The sequence below is a fragment of the Microbacterium sp. SL75 genome, from assembly GCF_026625865.1.
Classification (GTDB): Bacteria; Actinomycetota; Actinomycetes; order Actinomycetales; family Microbacteriaceae; genus Microbacterium.
Window position 1 is genome coordinate 1,101,672 of the sequence record NZ_CP113067.1, and the last position, 14,459, is coordinate 1,116,130.

The following is a 14,459-nucleotide window of genomic DNA, read 5'->3' on the forward strand; positions in this document are numbered from 1 at the left end:
CTGTCGTATCGGATGCCGAGAACCTCGGCGACGCGCGCGATGTTATCGCGCCTTGGCCATCAGGTCGGCGCGGGGGTTCTCTTTGGGCTCGAGCTCGTGGAACCGCTCGAGGGCTTCGCGAGCGGCGTCGTCGAGATGAGTGGGAACCGCGACCTGGACCTCGGCGAGCAGGTCGCCGGAGCCCTTCGCGGTCTCGATCCCGCGTCCCTTGACGCGCAGCACGCGGCCGGACGGCGTTCCGGGGGCGACGCGCAGGCGGACGGGGTCGCCCCCCAGCGTCGGCACCTCGATGGTCGCGCCCAGCGCCGCCTCGGTGAAGGTGACCGGCACGGTGAGGCGGAGATTGAGTCCGTCCCTCGTGAACACCGGGTGCGGACGCACCGCGACGGTCACGACGATGTCGCCGCTCTCGCCGCCGTCGGGCGACTTGCGCCCTCGCCCGCGCAGACGGATCTTCTGCCCGTCCGAGACGCCGGCGGGGATCTTCACTTTGAACGGCACGTTGTCTTCGCCCGCGAGGGTGATGGTCTCGCCCTTGGCCGCGGTGACGAAGTCGAGCGTCGTCCGCGCGGTGACGTCGGCGCCCTTCTGCGGGCCGCCGAAGCCGCGGAACCCTCCGGTCGTCTGGCCGAACCGGCCGGAGCCGAAGCCGCCGCCCTGCTGGTCGAACATCGTGAAGAAGTCGTCGAAGCCGCCGGATGGCGCCTGACGCCCCTGGCCGAAGCGGCTGAAGACGTCGTCGAAGCCGCCCCCGCCCCCGGCCCCCGGAGCCGAGAAGCGCGCCCCCGAGCCCATGGCCCGGATCTGGTCGTACTCCTCGCGCTGCTCGGGGTCGTTGAGCACCGAGTAGGCCTCGCTGATCTCTTTGAACTTCGCCTCGGCCTTCGCGTCTCCCGGGTTCGAGTCGGGGTGGTACTGGCGCGCGAGCTTGCGGTACGTCTTCTTCAGATCGGCAGCGCTGACGCTCTTGTCGACACCGAGGACCTTGTAGAAGTCCTTGTCGAACCAGTCCTGACTCGCCATTCGTCCTCCTCCTAGGCCGGCACGGCGACGACGACCTTCGCCGGTCGCAGTTCGACCGAACCGAGGCGGTAGCCGACCTCGACGACCTCGAGGATCGTCGTCTCGGTCACGCCCGGAGTCGGGGCCTGGAAGATCGCCTCGTGCTGCTGCGGGTCGAACACGTCGCCGACGGCGCCGTACGAGACCACGCCGAGGCGCTCGGCCACGGCCCGCACCTTGTCACCGATGGCCGCGAGCGGGGTGCCCTCGACCAGATCGCCGTGCTTGGCGGCGCGGTCGAGGTCGTCCATGACGGGTAGCAGGCCCTTCACGGCCTCACCCTTGGCGCGCTCGATCTCGCGCTCGCGCTGCTCCTCGGTGCGCCGACGGTAGTTGGCGTACTCGGCCTGCAGGCGCTTGAGGTCGATCAGCAGCGAGGCCTCCTTGTCGGAGGAAGCCCCCTCTGCGGCGGCCTCGGGCGTCTGCTCGGCCCCGAGGATGTCGTCGATGGTCAGGCCCTCGGCATCCGGTTCCTGCGTCTCGGACTGCTCGCCCGACGGCGCGGGGCCGGAGGTGTTCTCCTCCGGCCCCGTCTCGTCAGGACCGGCGCCCGAGCCCGTGGGCTGTTCGTCGTCCTTGTGTGCCATGTTCTATCGCTTACTTCTTGTTCTCGTCGGTCGGCTCGTCGTCGACGACCTCGGCGTCGATGACGTCTTCCTCGGGGTTCGGCGTCTCACCGTTGCCGGGCTGACCCACGTTGGGGTCGGCCTGCTCGCCCGCGGCCTGTGAGGAGGCGTAGATGGCCTCGCCGAGCTTGCCCTGGCTGGCGTTCAGCTTGTCGAACGCGGTCTTGACCGCGTCGTCGTCGTCGCCGGCGAGAGCCGTCTTGAGTGCGTCGACATCGCCCTGCACCTCGGTCTTGACCTCGGCGGGGAGCTTGTCCTCGTTCTCCTTGATCAGCTTCTCGATCGAGTACGACAGGGTCTCGGCCTGGTTGCGGGTCTCGGCGGACTCGCGGCGCTTCTTGTCGTCGGCCGCGTTCTCTTCGGCCTCGCGCACCATGCGCTCGATGTCTTCCTTCGGGAGCGACGAGCCGCCCGTGATGGTCATCGACTGCTCCTTGCCGGTGCCCTTGTCCTTCGCCGAGACGTGCACGATGCCGTTCGCGTCGATGTCGAAGGTGACCTCTACCTGCGGGATGCCGCGGGGGGCCGGGGCGATGCCGGTGAGCTCGAAGGTACCGAGCGGCTTGTTGTCGCGGGTGAACTCGCGCTCGCCCTGGAAGACCTGGATCGCGACCGACGGCTGGTTGTCGTCGGCGGTGGTGAAGGTCTCGCTGCGCTTGGTCGGGATGGCCGTGTTGCGCTCGATGAGCTTGGTCATGATGCCGCCCTTGGTCTCGATGCCGAGGCTCAGGGGGGTGACGTCGATGAGCAGGACGTCCTTGCGCTCGCCCTTGAGGACACCGGCCTGCAGGGCTGCACCCACGGCCACGACCTCGTCGGGGTTCACGCCCTTGTTGGCATCCTTACCCGTCTCCTTCTTGACGAGCTCGGCGACCGCGGGCATGCGGGTCGAGCCGCCGACGAGCACCACGTGGGCGATGTCGTCGACCTTGACGCCGGCCTCGCGGATGACGTCGGAGAAGGGCTTGCGGGTGCGGTCGAGGAGGTCCTTGGTGAGGTCCTCGAACTTCGCGCGGGTGAGGGTCTCGCTGAGCGAGACGGGGCCCGAGTCGGTGAGCGACAGGTACGGCAGGTTGATGCTGGTCGAGGTCGAGCTCGACAGCTCCTTCTTGGCCTGCTCGGCCGCTTCCTTCAGACGCTGCAGGGCGATCTTGTCGCCCGAGACGTCGACGCCGGTCGTGTCCTTGAACTGCTTGATGAGGTAGTCGACGACGCGCTGGTCCCAGTCGTCTCCACCGAGGCGGTTGTCGCCCGAGGTGGCGCGCACCTGGATGGTCGAGAAGTCGTCGTCCTTGCCCACTTCGAGCAGCGAGACGTCGAACGTTCCACCACCGAGGTCGAAGACGAGGATCAGCTCGTCTTCCTTACCCTTGTCGAGGCCGTACGCGAGGGCTGCCGCGGTGGGCTCGTTGATGATGCGCAGCACGTTGAGGCCCGCGATCTCACCCGCCTCTTTGGTGGCCTGACGCTCGGCGTCGTTGAAGTACGCGGGCACCGTGATGACGGCGTCGGTCACGCTGTCACCGAGGTACTCCTCGGCGTCGCGCTTGAGCTTCTGGAGGATACGGGCCGAGATCTCCTGCGGCGTCCACTTCTTGCCGTCGACGTCGAAGGTCCAGGTGGTGCCCATGTGGCGCTTCACGCTGGAGATGGTGCGGTCGACGTTGGTGACGGCCTGGCGCTTGGCGGTCTCGCCGACGAGCACCTCGCCATCCTTCGTGTAAGCGACGACCGAGGGGGTCGTGCGGAAACCCTCGGCGTTGGCGATGACCTTGGGCTCGCCACCCTCGAGTACGCTCACGACGGAGTTGGTCGTACCGAGATCGATTCCCACTGCACGGGGCATATGTGTCTCCTTGCTTGTGAGCACGGCCGTTGCCGCACTCGGGGTTCTGGATGAAAGTCTCTGCGCGGGTTGAGCCGCGATGACTCAAGGCTAACGCACGCCCTTCGGGTCGTCAAGGAGAGTTGATATGAATCGGCTCAACTTCCGGATGCCGTACCGCCCGGCGCGCTGTGCGCTCCGCGTTCCGCGGCCGCGGGGCACCGGCATCCCGAGCGCCCATGTCCCGATGCGTGCAGGCCGTGTGCCGAAACGGCGGCGCGGACGGCGCTCAAGTGGGGGGCGCGCACGTCGCGCGGGCCGCTGGCCCGGTGCACGCACGACGCCCCCGCCACCGGAAGGCAGCGGGGGCGTCGAACGGATGCCGGGGCTCAGTCGCGATCGCGGTCGCGGCGCTGGGGACGGTCGCTGCGCTTGGCGGAGCGACCACCCTGGTCGAGGCGCAGGTCGATCAGCTGACCCGAGATCCGAGTGTCGGCGAGGCGGCCGATCGTGTCGCTCGACAGGTCGGCGGGGAGCTCGACAAGTGAGAAGTCCTGGCGGATCTGGATCGCGCCGAAGTCGCCCCGGCGCAGACCCCCCTCGTTCGCGAGGGCGCCGACGATCTGACGCGGCTCGACGCGCTGGCGACGACCGACCGCGATGCGGTAGGTCGCGAAGCGGCCCGAGGTGTCGCGGCGCGGGCCGCCGTCGCGCGAACCGCCGTCACGCGAACCGCCCTCGCGCGCGGGCCGATCGTTGTCGAAACGCTGCTGACGGAAGGCTTCGGCCTCGAGCAGCAGCGGGGTGTCGCCCTGGGCGACCACGGCGAGAGCTGCGGCCACGTCAGCCTCGGGCACGTCGTGGTGAGCGACGTAGTGGGCCACGACGTCGCGGAACGTCGCGATGGCCGCGGTGTCCTCGAGGGCGGTGGTGATCGCGTCGTCGAAACGGGTCAGGCGCGTGGCGTTGACGTCGTCGACGCTCGGCAGCGACATCTCGGTCAGCGGCTGGCGCGTGGCCTTCTCGATCGCGGTGAGCATGCGGCGCTCGCGCGGGGTGACGAAGCTGATCGCGTCACCGGTGCGACCCGCGCGACCGGTGCGGCCGATGCGGTGCACGTACGACTCGGTGTCGATCGGCAGGTCGTAGTTGACGACGTGGCTGATGCGGTCGACGTCGAGGCCGCGGGCGGCGACGTCGGTGGCGACGAGGATGTCGAGCTTGCCCGACTTCAGCTGGTTGACCGTGCGCTCGCGCTGCACCTGGGCGACGTCGCCGTTGATGGCGGCGGCGGTGTAGCCGCGGGCGCGCAGCTTCTCGGCGACCGTCTCGGTCTCGTTCTTCGTGCGGGTGAAGACGATCATGCCCTCGAAGTTCTCGACCTCGAGGATGCGCGTGAGGGCGTCGATCTTCTGCTGGTACGACACGATCAGGTAACGCTGCGTGATGTTCGTCGAGGTCGCGGTCTTGGTCTTGACCGTGATCTCTTCGGGATCGTTGAGGTACTGCGCCGAGATGCGGCGGATCTGCGCCGGCATGGTCGCCGAGAACAGCGCGACCTGCTTGGTCGAGGGCGTGTCGGCGAGGATCGTCTCGACGTCTTCGGCGAAGCCCATCTTGAGCATCTCGTCGGCCTCGTCGAGCACGAGGTACTTCAGCTCGCTCAGGTCGAGGGTGCCCTTGTCGAGGTGGTCCATGATGCGACCAGGGGTGCCCACGACGATGTCGACGCCGCGGCGCAGGGCCGACAGCTGCTGGCCGTAGCCCTGACCGCCGTACACGGGGAGCACCGAGACGCCCTTGATGTGGGCGGCGTACTTCTCGAACGCCTCGCACACCTGCAGGGCCAGCTCACGGGTGGGAGCGAGCACGAGAGCCTGCGGGTTCTTGTGGCCGGTCTCCATCTGCGACAGCACCGGCAGCGCGAAGGCAGCGGTCTTGCCCGTTCCGGTCTGGGCGAGGCCGACGACGTCGCGCCCCTGCAGCAGGACCGGGATCGTGGCCGCCTGGATCGCGGAGGGGGTCTCGTACCCGACGTCCTTCAGGGCCTTGAGCACAGCGGCATCCAGTCCCAGATCGGCGAAGGTGAGCTTTTCGGGGGTGGTCTCTGCCTCAGCGGAGTCGACGGGGGTTTCGGATGCCATGACTCCACGGTAGTCTCCTCCGCGCCCACGCGCGGGCCGGGGTCTAACCTGAACGCGCACGTCGACGACGACGTGGCCTTATCCCGGCCTTACCGGGTGTTCACCGAAGGGCCCTACCGTGACCCCCATGCCTCCCCCCGCAGCCACCCCGACCGACGTCTCCGCACGCCGTCCCGTGCTCGCCTGGGCCCTGTGGGACTGGGGCTCCGCGGCCTTCAACGCCGTGGTCACGACCTTCGTCTTCAGCACCTATCTGGCGAGCCAGCTCTTCGTGGACCCCGCGATCGTGGCCGCCGCGGACGGCAACGACAAAGACCCCGCCCTCGTGCGCGCCCTCGCCGACAACGCCACCCTCGTCGGCGTCGCCCTGATGATCGCCGGGATCGTGGTGGCGCTCGTGGCCCCCGTCCTGGGCCAGAGATCCGACGGCACCGGCCGTCGCAAGCTCTGGCTCGGCATCAACACCGGACTCGTGGTGATCGCGATGGCGGCGATGGTGTTCGTCGAGGGCACTCCGCACTTCCTCGTGCTGGGGGCCGCTCTGATCGCGGTCGGCAACGTCTTCTTCGAGTTCGCGAGCGTCAACTACTACGCGATGCTCACGCAGGTCTCGACCCGCGAGAACATCGGCCGCGTCTCCGGCTTCGGGTGGGGCATGGGCTACGTCGGCGGCATCGTGCTGCTGATCCTGCTGCTCGTGCTGTTCATCCAGAGCTTCGGGGATCCGGATTCCGGTGGGCTCCTCGCCGTGACCAAGGACGGCGGTTGGAACATCCGCCTGGCGGTGGTGGCATCCGCCCTCTGGTACGCCGTCTTCGCGATTCCGGTGCTGCTGCGCGTACCCGAGATCCCGGCCCGCGAGCGGCGGGTGAAGGTCAGCTTCTTCCGCTCCTACGTTCTGCTGTGGGCCACGCTGCGATCGCTGTGGCGCGACAGCCGACAGGTCCTGGTGTTCCTCGTCGCCAGCGCGGTGTTCCGCGACGGGCTGACGGGCGTCTTCACCTTCGGGGCGATCATCGCCGCGCAGGTCTTCGGATTCAGCTCGACGCAGGTGCTGTACTTCGCCGTCGCGGCGAACGTCGTCGCCGGTATCAGCACCTTCGCGGCCGGACGCCTGGACGACCGGTTCGGACCCAAGCGCGTCATCATGGCCTCGCTCATCGGACTCATCGTGCTCGGCAGCGCGGTGCTGTTCATCGGCACCTCGCAGACCGCGTTCTGGATCGTGGGCCTCGGCCTGTGCGCCTTCGTCGGTCCGGTGCAGTCGGCGAGCAGGTCGTTCCTCGCGCGCGTCGCCCCCGAGGGGCGCGAGGGCGAGATCTTCGGCCTCTACGCCACGACCGGTCGCGCCGTGTCGTTCCTCGCCCCGGGCCTGTTCGCGCTGTTCGTCGGACTGACGGGCGACACGCGCCTCGGCATCCTGGGCATCGTGCTGATCCTCGGCGCGGGGCTGCTGCTGCTGATCCCGGTGAAGGCGAAGCCCGCCGTCATCTCCTGATCCCGCGCCGGCCGAGGTCCGGGGCGCCGGTCGTGCCACATGCTTCGCGCGAGCCCGGCGACCCCGACCGTGCGACCCGTGCGGAGCGCGTGACTGCGTGGCAAAGCGCCGGATGCCGCGAGCTACGCCCCGCGGCCTCAGTCGCGGGGCCAGGAATCGGCGAACTTCGCCAAGAGTCGGGCGAACTCCACCCGCTCGGGGTCGCTGAAGGACTCGAGTGCCGAGCGCACGGCATCCCGCCTTCGTCCCCGGAAACCCGACACGAGCCTCTCGCCCTCGGGAGTGAGGCGCACGCGCGTGCGACGAGCGTCGTCGGGGTCGGGCTCGCGCGCGACCAGCCCCATCTGCGCGGCCTGTTGCACGAGGCGCGAGGCGCGCGGCTGGTCGACGCCGACGGCCTCGCCGATCTCGCTGACCGAGAGCGAACCGGATGCCGCGACCAGGGCGTCGAGCATGCGCAGGCGCGCCGGCCCGCCGAAGCGTCCGTGCGAGGGATCGGCGGCCCACGGCGGAGCGCCGCGGCCCCAGGGCCCGCCGTGCCCGCCACCGTGGTCGCCGTGCGGGTGGTGGTGCGCCTCGGCCGGGAACGGCGGCCTCGGGCGTCGTCCGCGCAGGCGCCCGAGGGCGGCGGCGATCTCGTCGGCGGGGTCGGTGGCCATGCGGAAATTTTACATGTCTCTTGACAAGCATCGGGAATGCATGTCACAGTACATTCGTTGTCACATGACATGCAATGGCGGATCGACCGCCAACGAAAGGACTCCCCCATGAACACCCCCGCACCTGCTGACCCCCGCAGCCTCGCCCATCGCCTCACGACGGTCGGCCACGCGCTGCACCACCGCCTGTTCGCGCAGTTGCGCGACAGCGACCTGCACCCGAAGACCGTCGCGGTCCTCTCCGTGATCGACGGACGCCTCGACGCCCCGTGGATCAGCGACCGCATCGCCCGCGGCGGCAAGCGCATCAGCGCCCTCGCCGACCGGGGATGGATCGCCCCCGCAGGCGACGGCTGGACGCTCACCGACGAGGGTCGCCAGATCCTCGATCGAGTGGATGCCGACCGCCAGGCGCTTCTCGCCGGAGTTCCCGCCGAAGAGATCGCGCGCCTGACCGCCGCCCTCGACGCGATCTCCGAGGCCCTCGGCCTCGAGGAAGACGCCGGCCCGCGCGGACCCCGCGGCTTCGGTTTCGGCCCCGGCCACTTCGGCCCCGGTTCCGGCCGCGGCTTCGGTCCCGGAATGCGCGGCGGCCCCCGCTTCGGCGGCGGCGAGCGCGACCACCGACGCGAAGACGGCGGCAACGCCCACCACGGCTTCGGCCCCCGCCACGGCGGGCGCACCGACGGACACCGCGCCGACGGCGACAGCGCCTCCGATGGCTCCGCCCCCGGCACCGCGCCCCGCCACGGGGAGCACGGCCACCGGCACGAGCGCGGACACGGCCGCGGACACCGGGCGGCCGAGCGCGCCTACGAACGCGGTTTCGACGCCGGGTTCACCCGTGGGCGCGAGTCCGCGGCATCCGAGTGATCATCGAGAACACGACGCGGCGGGACCTCCCTCGGGAGGCCGTCGCGTCGTCATTCGGTCAGCGTCCCGCAGAACCCGCGTCGGTGTAGCCGACGTCGGTGCGGTGGAAGTTCAGCGATGAGCGCGAGGCCGTCGGGCCGCGCTGTCCCTGGTACCGGTTGCCGTAGGGCCCGGAGCCGTACGGGTTCTCGGCCGGCGAGGTGAGCCGGAAGTAGCAGACCTGCCCGATCTTCATCCCGGGCCACAGCTTGATGGGCAGCGTCGCGACGTTCGAGAGTTCGAGCGTGACGTGACCCGAGAACCCGGGGTCGATGAACCCCGCGGTCGAGTGGGTGAGCAGCCCGAGACGCCCGAGCGACGACTTGCCCTCGAGGCGCGCCGCGACGTCGTCGGGCAGGCTGACGCGCTCGAACGTCGACCCGAGCGCGAACTCGCCCGGGTGCAGGATGAACGGCTCGTCGGGCTCGACCTCGATGAGACGCGTGAGCTCGGGCTGGTTCTCGGCGGGGTCGATGAAGGGGTACTTGTGGTTGTCGAACAACCGGAAGTAGCGGTCGAGACGCACGTCGACGCTCGAGGGCTGGACCATGGCCGGGTCGAAGGGCTCGAGGCCGAGGCGCTTCGCGTCGAGTTCGGCCCGGATATCGCGATCGGAGAGCAGCACGGCCCCAGCCTAGGGGCGGGGCCCGTGTCACGTCGGTCGGGTTTCGGCGCCGAGGGCGGTGTCGAAACCGCATCCGTTTGTCGAGACCGCGTGCGATGGGCGACGAACGTGTGCGTCCTCGCGAATCTCCCGCGGTCTCGACGGCGCCGACCCCGCGCTCGAATCGCGTGATCATCCCGGATGCCGAGGGATGCCACGCAGACGCTGTTATGCTGGCCGAGCTGCCGCAAGGCGCACGGGGCTGTAGTTCAATGGCAGAACATCTGCTTCCCAAGCAGATAGCGCGGGTTCGATTCCCGTCAGCCCCTCCACAGCCCTCGCGGGCGGCCTCAGGCCGTTCGGGAGGGCTTTGTCTTTCCCCCGTCAACCCCTCCCCCTCGGCCGTTCACCGCACGGGCAGACTGGACGCGACGAGGGGGGAAACGCCATGACAGAGGTCGCGGAACGTCATCCGGATGCTACGGATGATCGAGGCCTGCCGTTCTGGGTGAAGGCGCTCGGATGGCTGCAGGTGGTGGTCATCGCGCTGGCGCTCGTCGCCTTCTTCGTGCTGCAGGGCGTGCAGGCGGCGTCCTCCGGCGTCAACTACGACGCGGCGGCGTTCGCGGTCATCCTCGCGCTCCCGCTGATCATCGTCTGGCAGCAGCAGATCGCGGCTCTGGTCGTCGCGGGTGCGCTCGTCGTCGGCATCGTGCTCGGCGTCCGTTTCCGCCGTGGTCGCATGAGCGTGGGCCAGGCCGTCTGGGGCTACACCCTGCTCGGGTGGACGCTGTTCTGGGTCACGATGTGCGCGTGGGGGTTCGTCCGGCTCCTCTTCGCCTTTCTCGGCTGAGCCCGCGGGCGCGGCACCTAGAGGGGAACTTTCCACAGGGCTCGGAACCTCCGGAGACGACCGGCGCCGCGGAATTACGCGCGTGTAGTTTCGAACACGTTAACGAATCCGGGCCTTATCCACACGTGTTTGCACAGGCTGCGACGGTTTCCACACACGCTCTCCACAAAGTTATCCACAGCTGTGGAGACAGTCGTTCGCCCGTGTCGACGAGTCGGCGGGGCGCATGGGTATCGTCAGGATCCTCCCCGCGCCGATGCGTCGAGCGCAGCATCGTCGTGTGCGAACGAACAACGGCTTCCCCTTTCACGCGAGCGGAACCTGGGGCTTCTACGAACGGCGACTGAGCGGTCACGGGCTCGTCGTCGAGCACCTGCAGGTGCTCCCCCCGGACGGCAGGCCCGAAGAGCGACTCGTGTGGAACGCGGCGGTGATCTGGCCCTACGTCGGCTTCTTCTGCGGCATCGCCGCGGCCGCCGCCGCGCATCACACCAGCTCCGTCGCGGCAAGCGTGGCACTCGGCGCCGTCGTGTGGCTCGTGCCGTGGGCCTGGCTGGCATGGAGAAGCCGCCCCTTCGCGCGGCGCGTCCGCGAGTCCTGGCGGATCAGCGGTGCCGGGACGTGGATGGTCGACCCCTCGCCGCTCCGCGATCACGCCGAACGTCTCGCCGACGCCGGTCGACGGGCCGCCTTCGATCGGACACACCGATACGTGACGCTCACCTGGGGCGACGTCTACGCGGCGCTCGCGGCGCAGGCGGAACCCGCCTCGATAGCCCTCGTCGTGCACACCCCCGCGGCGGAGTCCCGCGTCGTCCACGAGAGCCGCCATCCTCGGCCCCGACCCGCCGCTCACTTCCTCCCGCGCGGGACCGGTCTCACGTCCTCAGGTGCGACGCCCCGTTCAGATCGAGCACCGCACCCGACGCCCACTGCGAACCCGGCGAACTGAGGTACACCACGGCATCCGCCACCTCTTCGGGAGTGGCGACGCGGCCGAAGGGACTTTGATCCCGGATGCCGGCGCCCGCCGCTCCGGCCAGCTTCTCCTGCTGCCGGTCGGTGCCGACGAACCCGGGAGCGACGCTCGTGACCGCGATGCCATGCGGAGCGAGCGCCACCGCGAGGGACTGCCCCATCGCGTGCAGCCCCGCTTTCGCCGCCCCATAGGCGGGGAACTCGGGTTCGCCACGGAAGGCGCCGCGCGAGCCCACGTTCACGATCGACCCCGGGAGCCCCCGTTCGATGAGGGAGCGCGCGACGAGGAAGACCAGGTTGGCGGGCGCCTGCAGATCGACCTGGACCATGCGTTCCCAGGTGCGGTGCCAGGTGGCGTAGTCGACGGTCGCGATGGGGTGCGAGGTCGAGGGGTTCGGGGCGAGGGCCGCGTTGTTGACGAGGACGTCGATGCGTCCGAACGCGTGGAGGACGTCGTCGACGATGCGTTCCGCGGTCTCCGGGTCGGAGACGTCTCCTCCCACGAGGACGTGTCCGTCGCCGTGCAGCAGCGCGAGGGTCTCCTCGGCAGCCGAGAGGTCCTGACCGTAGTGGACGGCGACCCGATCTCCGCGGGCGCTCAGGGCGACGGCGATCGCGCGCCCGATTCCGCGTGAGGCGCCGGTGACCAGAGAGTGCAGCATGCGCCCATCCTCCCGGTGCCGAGCGTTCGGGCGGCTCCACGAAACGGCGGGCCGCCCGAACTGTCCGGGGCTCACGCATCGGGGCGATGAACCGGTCGCGTCCGATGCGGATGGCCCACGCTACGTTCGCGCGCGGCCGGCGAGGCGGGCTTGACGAGCTCCCCCCGCGGGTGCGGGGGCCCGGGGAGCCGGGTCAGGCGCGGGTGAATCCGTCGAGGTCGGGGTCCCAGAAGGCGTCGGGGTTCGTATCGTCGGCCGGCTGCTCGACCGCGATGGCCGGTGCCTGCGGAAAACGCTTGTGCTGGCGCAGCTCTCCGGCCGCCCACGAGAAGTCGGGCTCCTGACCTTCCCAGTCGGCCGGGGCGCTGAGCACGTCGTTGCCGACGCCGATCACCAGCTCGGCCTCTTCTTCGCCGCCTTCGGTGACGATCGGGATGCTCACCGCCTCCGCCTGCCCTTCGGCGGCGATCGACGCGGTGAGCTGCACGAGCGCCTCCGCCACGTCATCGGTCGTGGTCACGGTCTCACCGGCATAGGTCACACTGCGCATTCAGCGATGTTCTCCTCTCGAGCGCATCGGAGGGGGCCGGTTGCCCCGGGGCGCGCGCTCCGATAGGGCGCTCGTGTCGGAGGTCCGCGCTAGGGTCCGGTGAGCCGGCTGAGAGGATCACGATCATGACCGAAGCCCCCGAGCTGATCGTCGACGACGCCGCGCGCTGGCGATCGTGGCTCGACGCCCACGAAGACACCAGCGATGGTGTGTGGCTGGTGCTCGCGAAGAAGGGCACGACCTCGCCCACGTCCCTCACCTACGCCCACGCCCTCGACGAGGCCCTCTGCAGCGGGTGGATCGACGGGCGAAAGCAGTCCCGGGATGCCGACACCTTCCGACAGCACTTCACCCCGCGCCGCGCCCGCTCGATGTGGTCGAAGCGGAACGTCGATCACGTCGCCCGCCTGACGGACGAGGGGCGCATGCGGCCCCGCGGGGCCGACGAGATCGCACGCGCTCAGGCCGACGGGCGGTGGGAGCGCGCCTACGAGGGATCCGCGGCGATCGAGATCCCGGCAGACCTGCGCGAAGCCCTGGATGCCGAGCCCGTCGCGGCGCGCGCCTTCGAGGCGCTGACCAAGGCCGAGCGCTACTCGGTGCTGCATCCCGTCGTCACCGCGACGACGCCCGCGACCCGGGCGAAGAGGATCGCGCGCCACGTGCAACGCCTCGCCGCCGATCCGGCTCCCCCGGCCCGGAAGGACTGATCACCGCCGAGAATGGGCTCATGCGCGCGCGACGACTCCTCGGCCTGACCGCAGCGGCATCCCTCGTTCTCGGGCTGACCGCCTGCGCGGCACCCGCCACCGAATCCGCCCCCGCCGCCACCGGACCCGCCGCCACCGGACCCGTCGTGTCGTTCTACGGCGATTCGTACACACGCGGCACGGGCGCGAGTTCGAACGACAAGCGCTGGTCGACGATCGTGTCGGCCGAGCGCGGCTGGCGCGAGATCAACCGCAGCGAGAACGGCCTCGGCTTCGTCAACCGCCGCGCCTCGATGGGGCCCGGACTCGACGACATCCCCGCCCAGGTCATCGCCGACGACCCCGACCTCGTCTTCGTCACCATGGGGTTGAACGACAACTTCAGCTACGACCGCGCGGCCGAGCGCATCCGCGAGACGATCGAGAGCGACCTGCAGCGCCTGCGCGAGGGATTGCCCGACGCACGGATCGTCGTCGTCGAGCCCTTCTGGTACACCGCCGACCGCCCGGCGTCGGTCGACGTCATCGCGGGCTGGGTCGAAGACGCCGCGGCGCGCATCGGCGCCGACCACATCGAGGGGGCGAGCCACTGGCTCGACGGGCACTACGCCGACTCCGCCGACAGCTGGATGGCCGGCGACGGCCTGCACCCGAACGACACCGGGTACGCGCACCTGGCAGAGCAGATGGATGCCGCGCTGGGCGCCCTCGATCCGCCCCTATGACCGCGACGCTCGCGAAAACCGCCGTCGGCTGAGCGCCCAGACCCCCGCCGCCGCGACGAGAAGCAGAGCCAGGATGCCGACGATGTGCAGCACCAGCGAAGCGAGGCCGCGCTCGGGCAGCAGGAACCCGTAGGGAACCCACCCGTCGGTCGCCCCGCGCACGAGGACGACGGTGATCCAGAGCAGCGGGTACGGCAGTACCCACCAGAGGTGCCGCCACGCGAGCCGCGGCCGGTCGCGAGCCGTCGCGATGTCAAGGACGACGATGACCGGGAACACGGCGTGCAACACCGCACTGACCCACGGCGGGGCAGACCCCGTTCCGGGCACCAGAGCGTTGTAGACGACTCCGACCACGATCAGACAGGCCGCGCCGATCGCCCACGCGAGAGCGAGCGGGAACGGCAGGGCTCGATTCGCCAGACCGATTCCTCCGACGGCGATCAGCACGAGCGCCGTCAGACTGCTCGTCTGATTGGTGAAGTATCCGAAGTAGTCGAGGGGGTTGGCGTCGCCCGCCGCGATCCGCAGCACGTAGGCGAACAGCACCACGACGAGCACGATCGCGCCGGCGACGACGCGAGCGAAGGAACGCACGGTTGCCGGGTGGGAGGTCACCCCGTGACGCTACCGTGCGCGCCCCGGACCGGC

General features: G+C 69.9%; 15 protein-coding genes and 1 tRNA gene. 7 read left to right on the forward strand and 9 right to left on the reverse strand.

Features of this window, described 5'->3' with window-relative positions; all coding sequences use genetic code 11:
- Positions 1 to 42: 42 nt before the first annotated feature.
- The 4 genes from OVA17_RS04990 to OVA17_RS05005 all read right to left on the reverse strand — a co-directional run bounded on the left by OVA17_RS04990 (position 43) and on the right by OVA17_RS05005 (position 5,657).
- Positions 43 to 1,023 carry a DnaJ C-terminal domain-containing protein gene (locus OVA17_RS04990; RefSeq protein ID WP_116239534.1) on the reverse strand — a complete coding sequence of 327 codons (981 nt, stop codon included), beginning with the start codon at positions 1,021 to 1,023 and terminating at the stop codon, positions 43 to 45.
- Positions 1,024 to 1,034: 11 nt separating this feature from the next.
- On the reverse strand, positions 1,035 to 1,649 hold the full coding sequence (locus OVA17_RS04995) for a nucleotide exchange factor GrpE (protein WP_116239535.1): 615 nt from the start codon (positions 1,647 to 1,649) through the stop codon (positions 1,035 to 1,037).
- A gap of 10 nt (positions 1,650 to 1,659) precedes the next feature.
- Positions 1,660 to 3,534 carry a molecular chaperone DnaK gene (gene dnaK / locus OVA17_RS05000; RefSeq protein WP_103207881.1) on the reverse strand — a complete coding sequence of 625 codons (1,875 nt, stop codon included), beginning with the start codon at positions 3,532 to 3,534 and terminating at the stop codon, positions 1,660 to 1,662.
- Positions 3,535 to 3,902: 368 nt separating this feature from the next.
- Positions 3,903 to 5,657, reverse strand: coding sequence for a DEAD/DEAH box helicase (locus OVA17_RS05005; RefSeq protein WP_267788585.1), 1,755 nt, complete (start codon positions 5,655 to 5,657; stop codon positions 3,903 to 3,905).
- Positions 5,658 to 5,784: 127 nt separating this feature from the next.
- On the opposite strand from OVA17_RS05005, the gene OVA17_RS05010 reads away from it, so the two are divergent.
- Positions 5,785 to 7,155 (forward strand): MFS transporter, encoded by a 1,371-nt coding sequence (locus tag OVA17_RS05010; protein ID WP_267788586.1) that lies wholly within the window; start codon positions 5,785 to 5,787, stop codon positions 7,153 to 7,155.
- A gap of 137 nt (positions 7,156 to 7,292) precedes the next feature.
- On the opposite strand, the gene OVA17_RS05015 is transcribed toward OVA17_RS05010, so the two are convergent.
- Positions 7,293 to 7,814 carry a MarR family winged helix-turn-helix transcriptional regulator gene (locus tag OVA17_RS05015; RefSeq protein ID WP_267788587.1) on the reverse strand — a complete coding sequence of 174 codons (522 nt, stop codon included), beginning with the start codon at positions 7,812 to 7,814 and terminating at the stop codon, positions 7,293 to 7,295.
- 108 nt (positions 7,815 to 7,922) lie between these two features.
- Between OVA17_RS05015 and OVA17_RS05020 the strand changes: the two genes are divergently transcribed.
- The gene (locus OVA17_RS05020; protein ID WP_267788588.1) at positions 7,923 to 8,687 is read left to right on the forward strand and encodes a MarR family winged helix-turn-helix transcriptional regulator; all 765 of its coding nucleotides are present in this window, start codon (positions 7,923 to 7,925) and stop codon (positions 8,685 to 8,687) included.
- A 58-nt stretch (positions 8,688 to 8,745) separates the two neighbouring features.
- Here OVA17_RS05020 and dcd read toward each other — a convergent pair whose 3' ends face one another.
- The gene (gene dcd / locus OVA17_RS05025) at positions 8,746 to 9,351 is read right to left on the reverse strand and encodes a dCTP deaminase (RefSeq protein WP_210076838.1); all 606 of its coding nucleotides are present in this window, start codon (positions 9,349 to 9,351) and stop codon (positions 8,746 to 8,748) included.
- Positions 9,352 to 9,588: 237 nt separating this feature from the next.
- Between dcd and OVA17_RS05030 the strand changes: the two genes are divergently transcribed.
- The 3 genes from OVA17_RS05030 to OVA17_RS05040 all read left to right on the forward strand — a co-directional run bounded on the left by OVA17_RS05030 (position 9,589) and on the right by OVA17_RS05040 (position 11,135).
- A tRNA-Gly gene (locus tag OVA17_RS05030) sits at positions 9,589 to 9,662 on the forward strand.
- A 116-nt stretch (positions 9,663 to 9,778) separates the two neighbouring features.
- The gene (locus OVA17_RS05035; RefSeq protein ID WP_267788589.1) at positions 9,779 to 10,183 is read left to right on the forward strand and encodes a hypothetical protein; all 405 of its coding nucleotides are present in this window, start codon (positions 9,779 to 9,781) and stop codon (positions 10,181 to 10,183) included.
- 280 nt (positions 10,184 to 10,463) lie between these two features.
- Positions 10,464 to 11,135, forward strand: coding sequence for a DUF6611 family protein (locus OVA17_RS05040; protein WP_267788590.1), 672 nt, complete (start codon positions 10,464 to 10,466; stop codon positions 11,133 to 11,135).
- Here the strand turns inward: OVA17_RS05040 and OVA17_RS05045 are convergent.
- Together OVA17_RS05045 and OVA17_RS05050 are read right to left on the reverse strand one after the other, a co-directional pair.
- Positions 11,062 to 11,823 carry an SDR family NAD(P)-dependent oxidoreductase gene (locus tag OVA17_RS05045; protein WP_267788591.1) on the reverse strand — a complete coding sequence of 254 codons (762 nt, stop codon included), beginning with the start codon at positions 11,821 to 11,823 and terminating at the stop codon, positions 11,062 to 11,064. The genes OVA17_RS05040 and OVA17_RS05045 overlap by 74 nt on opposite strands.
- A 193-nt stretch (positions 11,824 to 12,016) precedes the next feature.
- On the reverse strand, positions 12,017 to 12,373 hold the full coding sequence (locus OVA17_RS05050; RefSeq protein WP_267788592.1) for a hypothetical protein: 357 nt from the start codon (positions 12,371 to 12,373) through the stop codon (positions 12,017 to 12,019).
- Between the two features lie 125 nt (positions 12,374 to 12,498).
- Here OVA17_RS05050 and OVA17_RS05055 point away from each other — a divergent pair, with 125 nt between their 5' ends.
- Together OVA17_RS05055 and OVA17_RS05060 are read left to right on the forward strand one after the other, a co-directional pair.
- The gene (locus tag OVA17_RS05055; RefSeq protein ID WP_267788593.1) at positions 12,499 to 13,083 is read left to right on the forward strand and encodes a YdeI/OmpD-associated family protein; all 585 of its coding nucleotides are present in this window, start codon (positions 12,499 to 12,501) and stop codon (positions 13,081 to 13,083) included.
- Positions 13,084 to 13,103: 20 nt separating this feature from the next.
- Positions 13,104 to 13,808, forward strand: a complete 705-nt coding sequence (locus OVA17_RS05060; RefSeq protein ID WP_267788595.1) for an SGNH/GDSL hydrolase family protein — start codon at positions 13,104 to 13,106, stop codon at positions 13,806 to 13,808.
- Here OVA17_RS05060 and OVA17_RS05065 read toward each other — a convergent pair.
- Positions 13,803 to 14,426, reverse strand: a complete 624-nt coding sequence (locus tag OVA17_RS05065) for a Pr6Pr family membrane protein (protein ID WP_267788597.1) — start codon at positions 14,424 to 14,426, stop codon at positions 13,803 to 13,805. The genes OVA17_RS05060 and OVA17_RS05065 overlap by 6 nt on opposite strands.
- Positions 14,427 to 14,459 lie beyond the last annotated feature (33 nt).

Excerpts from the sequence above, each read along its gene's own strand:
- OVA17_RS04990 (WP_116239534.1), bottom strand. The coding sequence starts at position 1,023 with ATGGCGAGTCAGGACTGGTTCGACAAGGACTTCTACAAGGTCCTCGGT.
- OVA17_RS04995 (WP_116239535.1), bottom strand. The coding sequence starts at position 1,649 with ATGGCACACAAGGACGACGAACAGCCCACGGGCTCGGGCGCCGGTCCT.
- dnaK (WP_103207881.1), bottom strand. The coding sequence starts at position 3,534 with ATGCCCCGTGCAGTGGGAATCGATCTCGGTACGACCAACTCCGTCGTG.
- OVA17_RS05005 (WP_267788585.1), bottom strand. The coding sequence starts at position 5,657 with ATGGCATCCGAAACCCCCGTCGACTCCGCTGAGGCAGAGACCACCCCC.
- OVA17_RS05010 (WP_267788586.1), top strand. The coding sequence starts at position 5,785 with ATGCCTCCCCCCGCAGCCACCCCGACCGACGTCTCCGCACGCCGTCCC.
- OVA17_RS05015 (WP_267788587.1), bottom strand. The coding sequence starts at position 7,814 with ATGGCCACCGACCCCGCCGACGAGATCGCCGCCGCCCTCGGGCGCCTG.
- OVA17_RS05020 (WP_267788588.1), top strand. The coding sequence starts at position 7,923 with ATGAACACCCCCGCACCTGCTGACCCCCGCAGCCTCGCCCATCGCCTC.
- OVA17_RS05035 (WP_267788589.1), top strand. The coding sequence starts at position 9,779 with ATGACAGAGGTCGCGGAACGTCATCCGGATGCTACGGATGATCGAGGC.
- OVA17_RS05045 (WP_267788591.1), bottom strand. The coding sequence starts at position 11,823 with ATGCTGCACTCTCTGGTCACCGGCGCCTCACGCGGAATCGGGCGCGCG.
- OVA17_RS05050 (WP_267788592.1), bottom strand. The coding sequence starts at position 12,373 with ATGCGCAGTGTGACCTATGCCGGTGAGACCGTGACCACGACCGATGAC.
- OVA17_RS05055 (WP_267788593.1), top strand. The coding sequence starts at position 12,499 with ATGACCGAAGCCCCCGAGCTGATCGTCGACGACGCCGCGCGCTGGCGA.
- OVA17_RS05060 (WP_267788595.1), top strand. The coding sequence starts at position 13,104 with ATGCGCGCGCGACGACTCCTCGGCCTGACCGCAGCGGCATCCCTCGTT.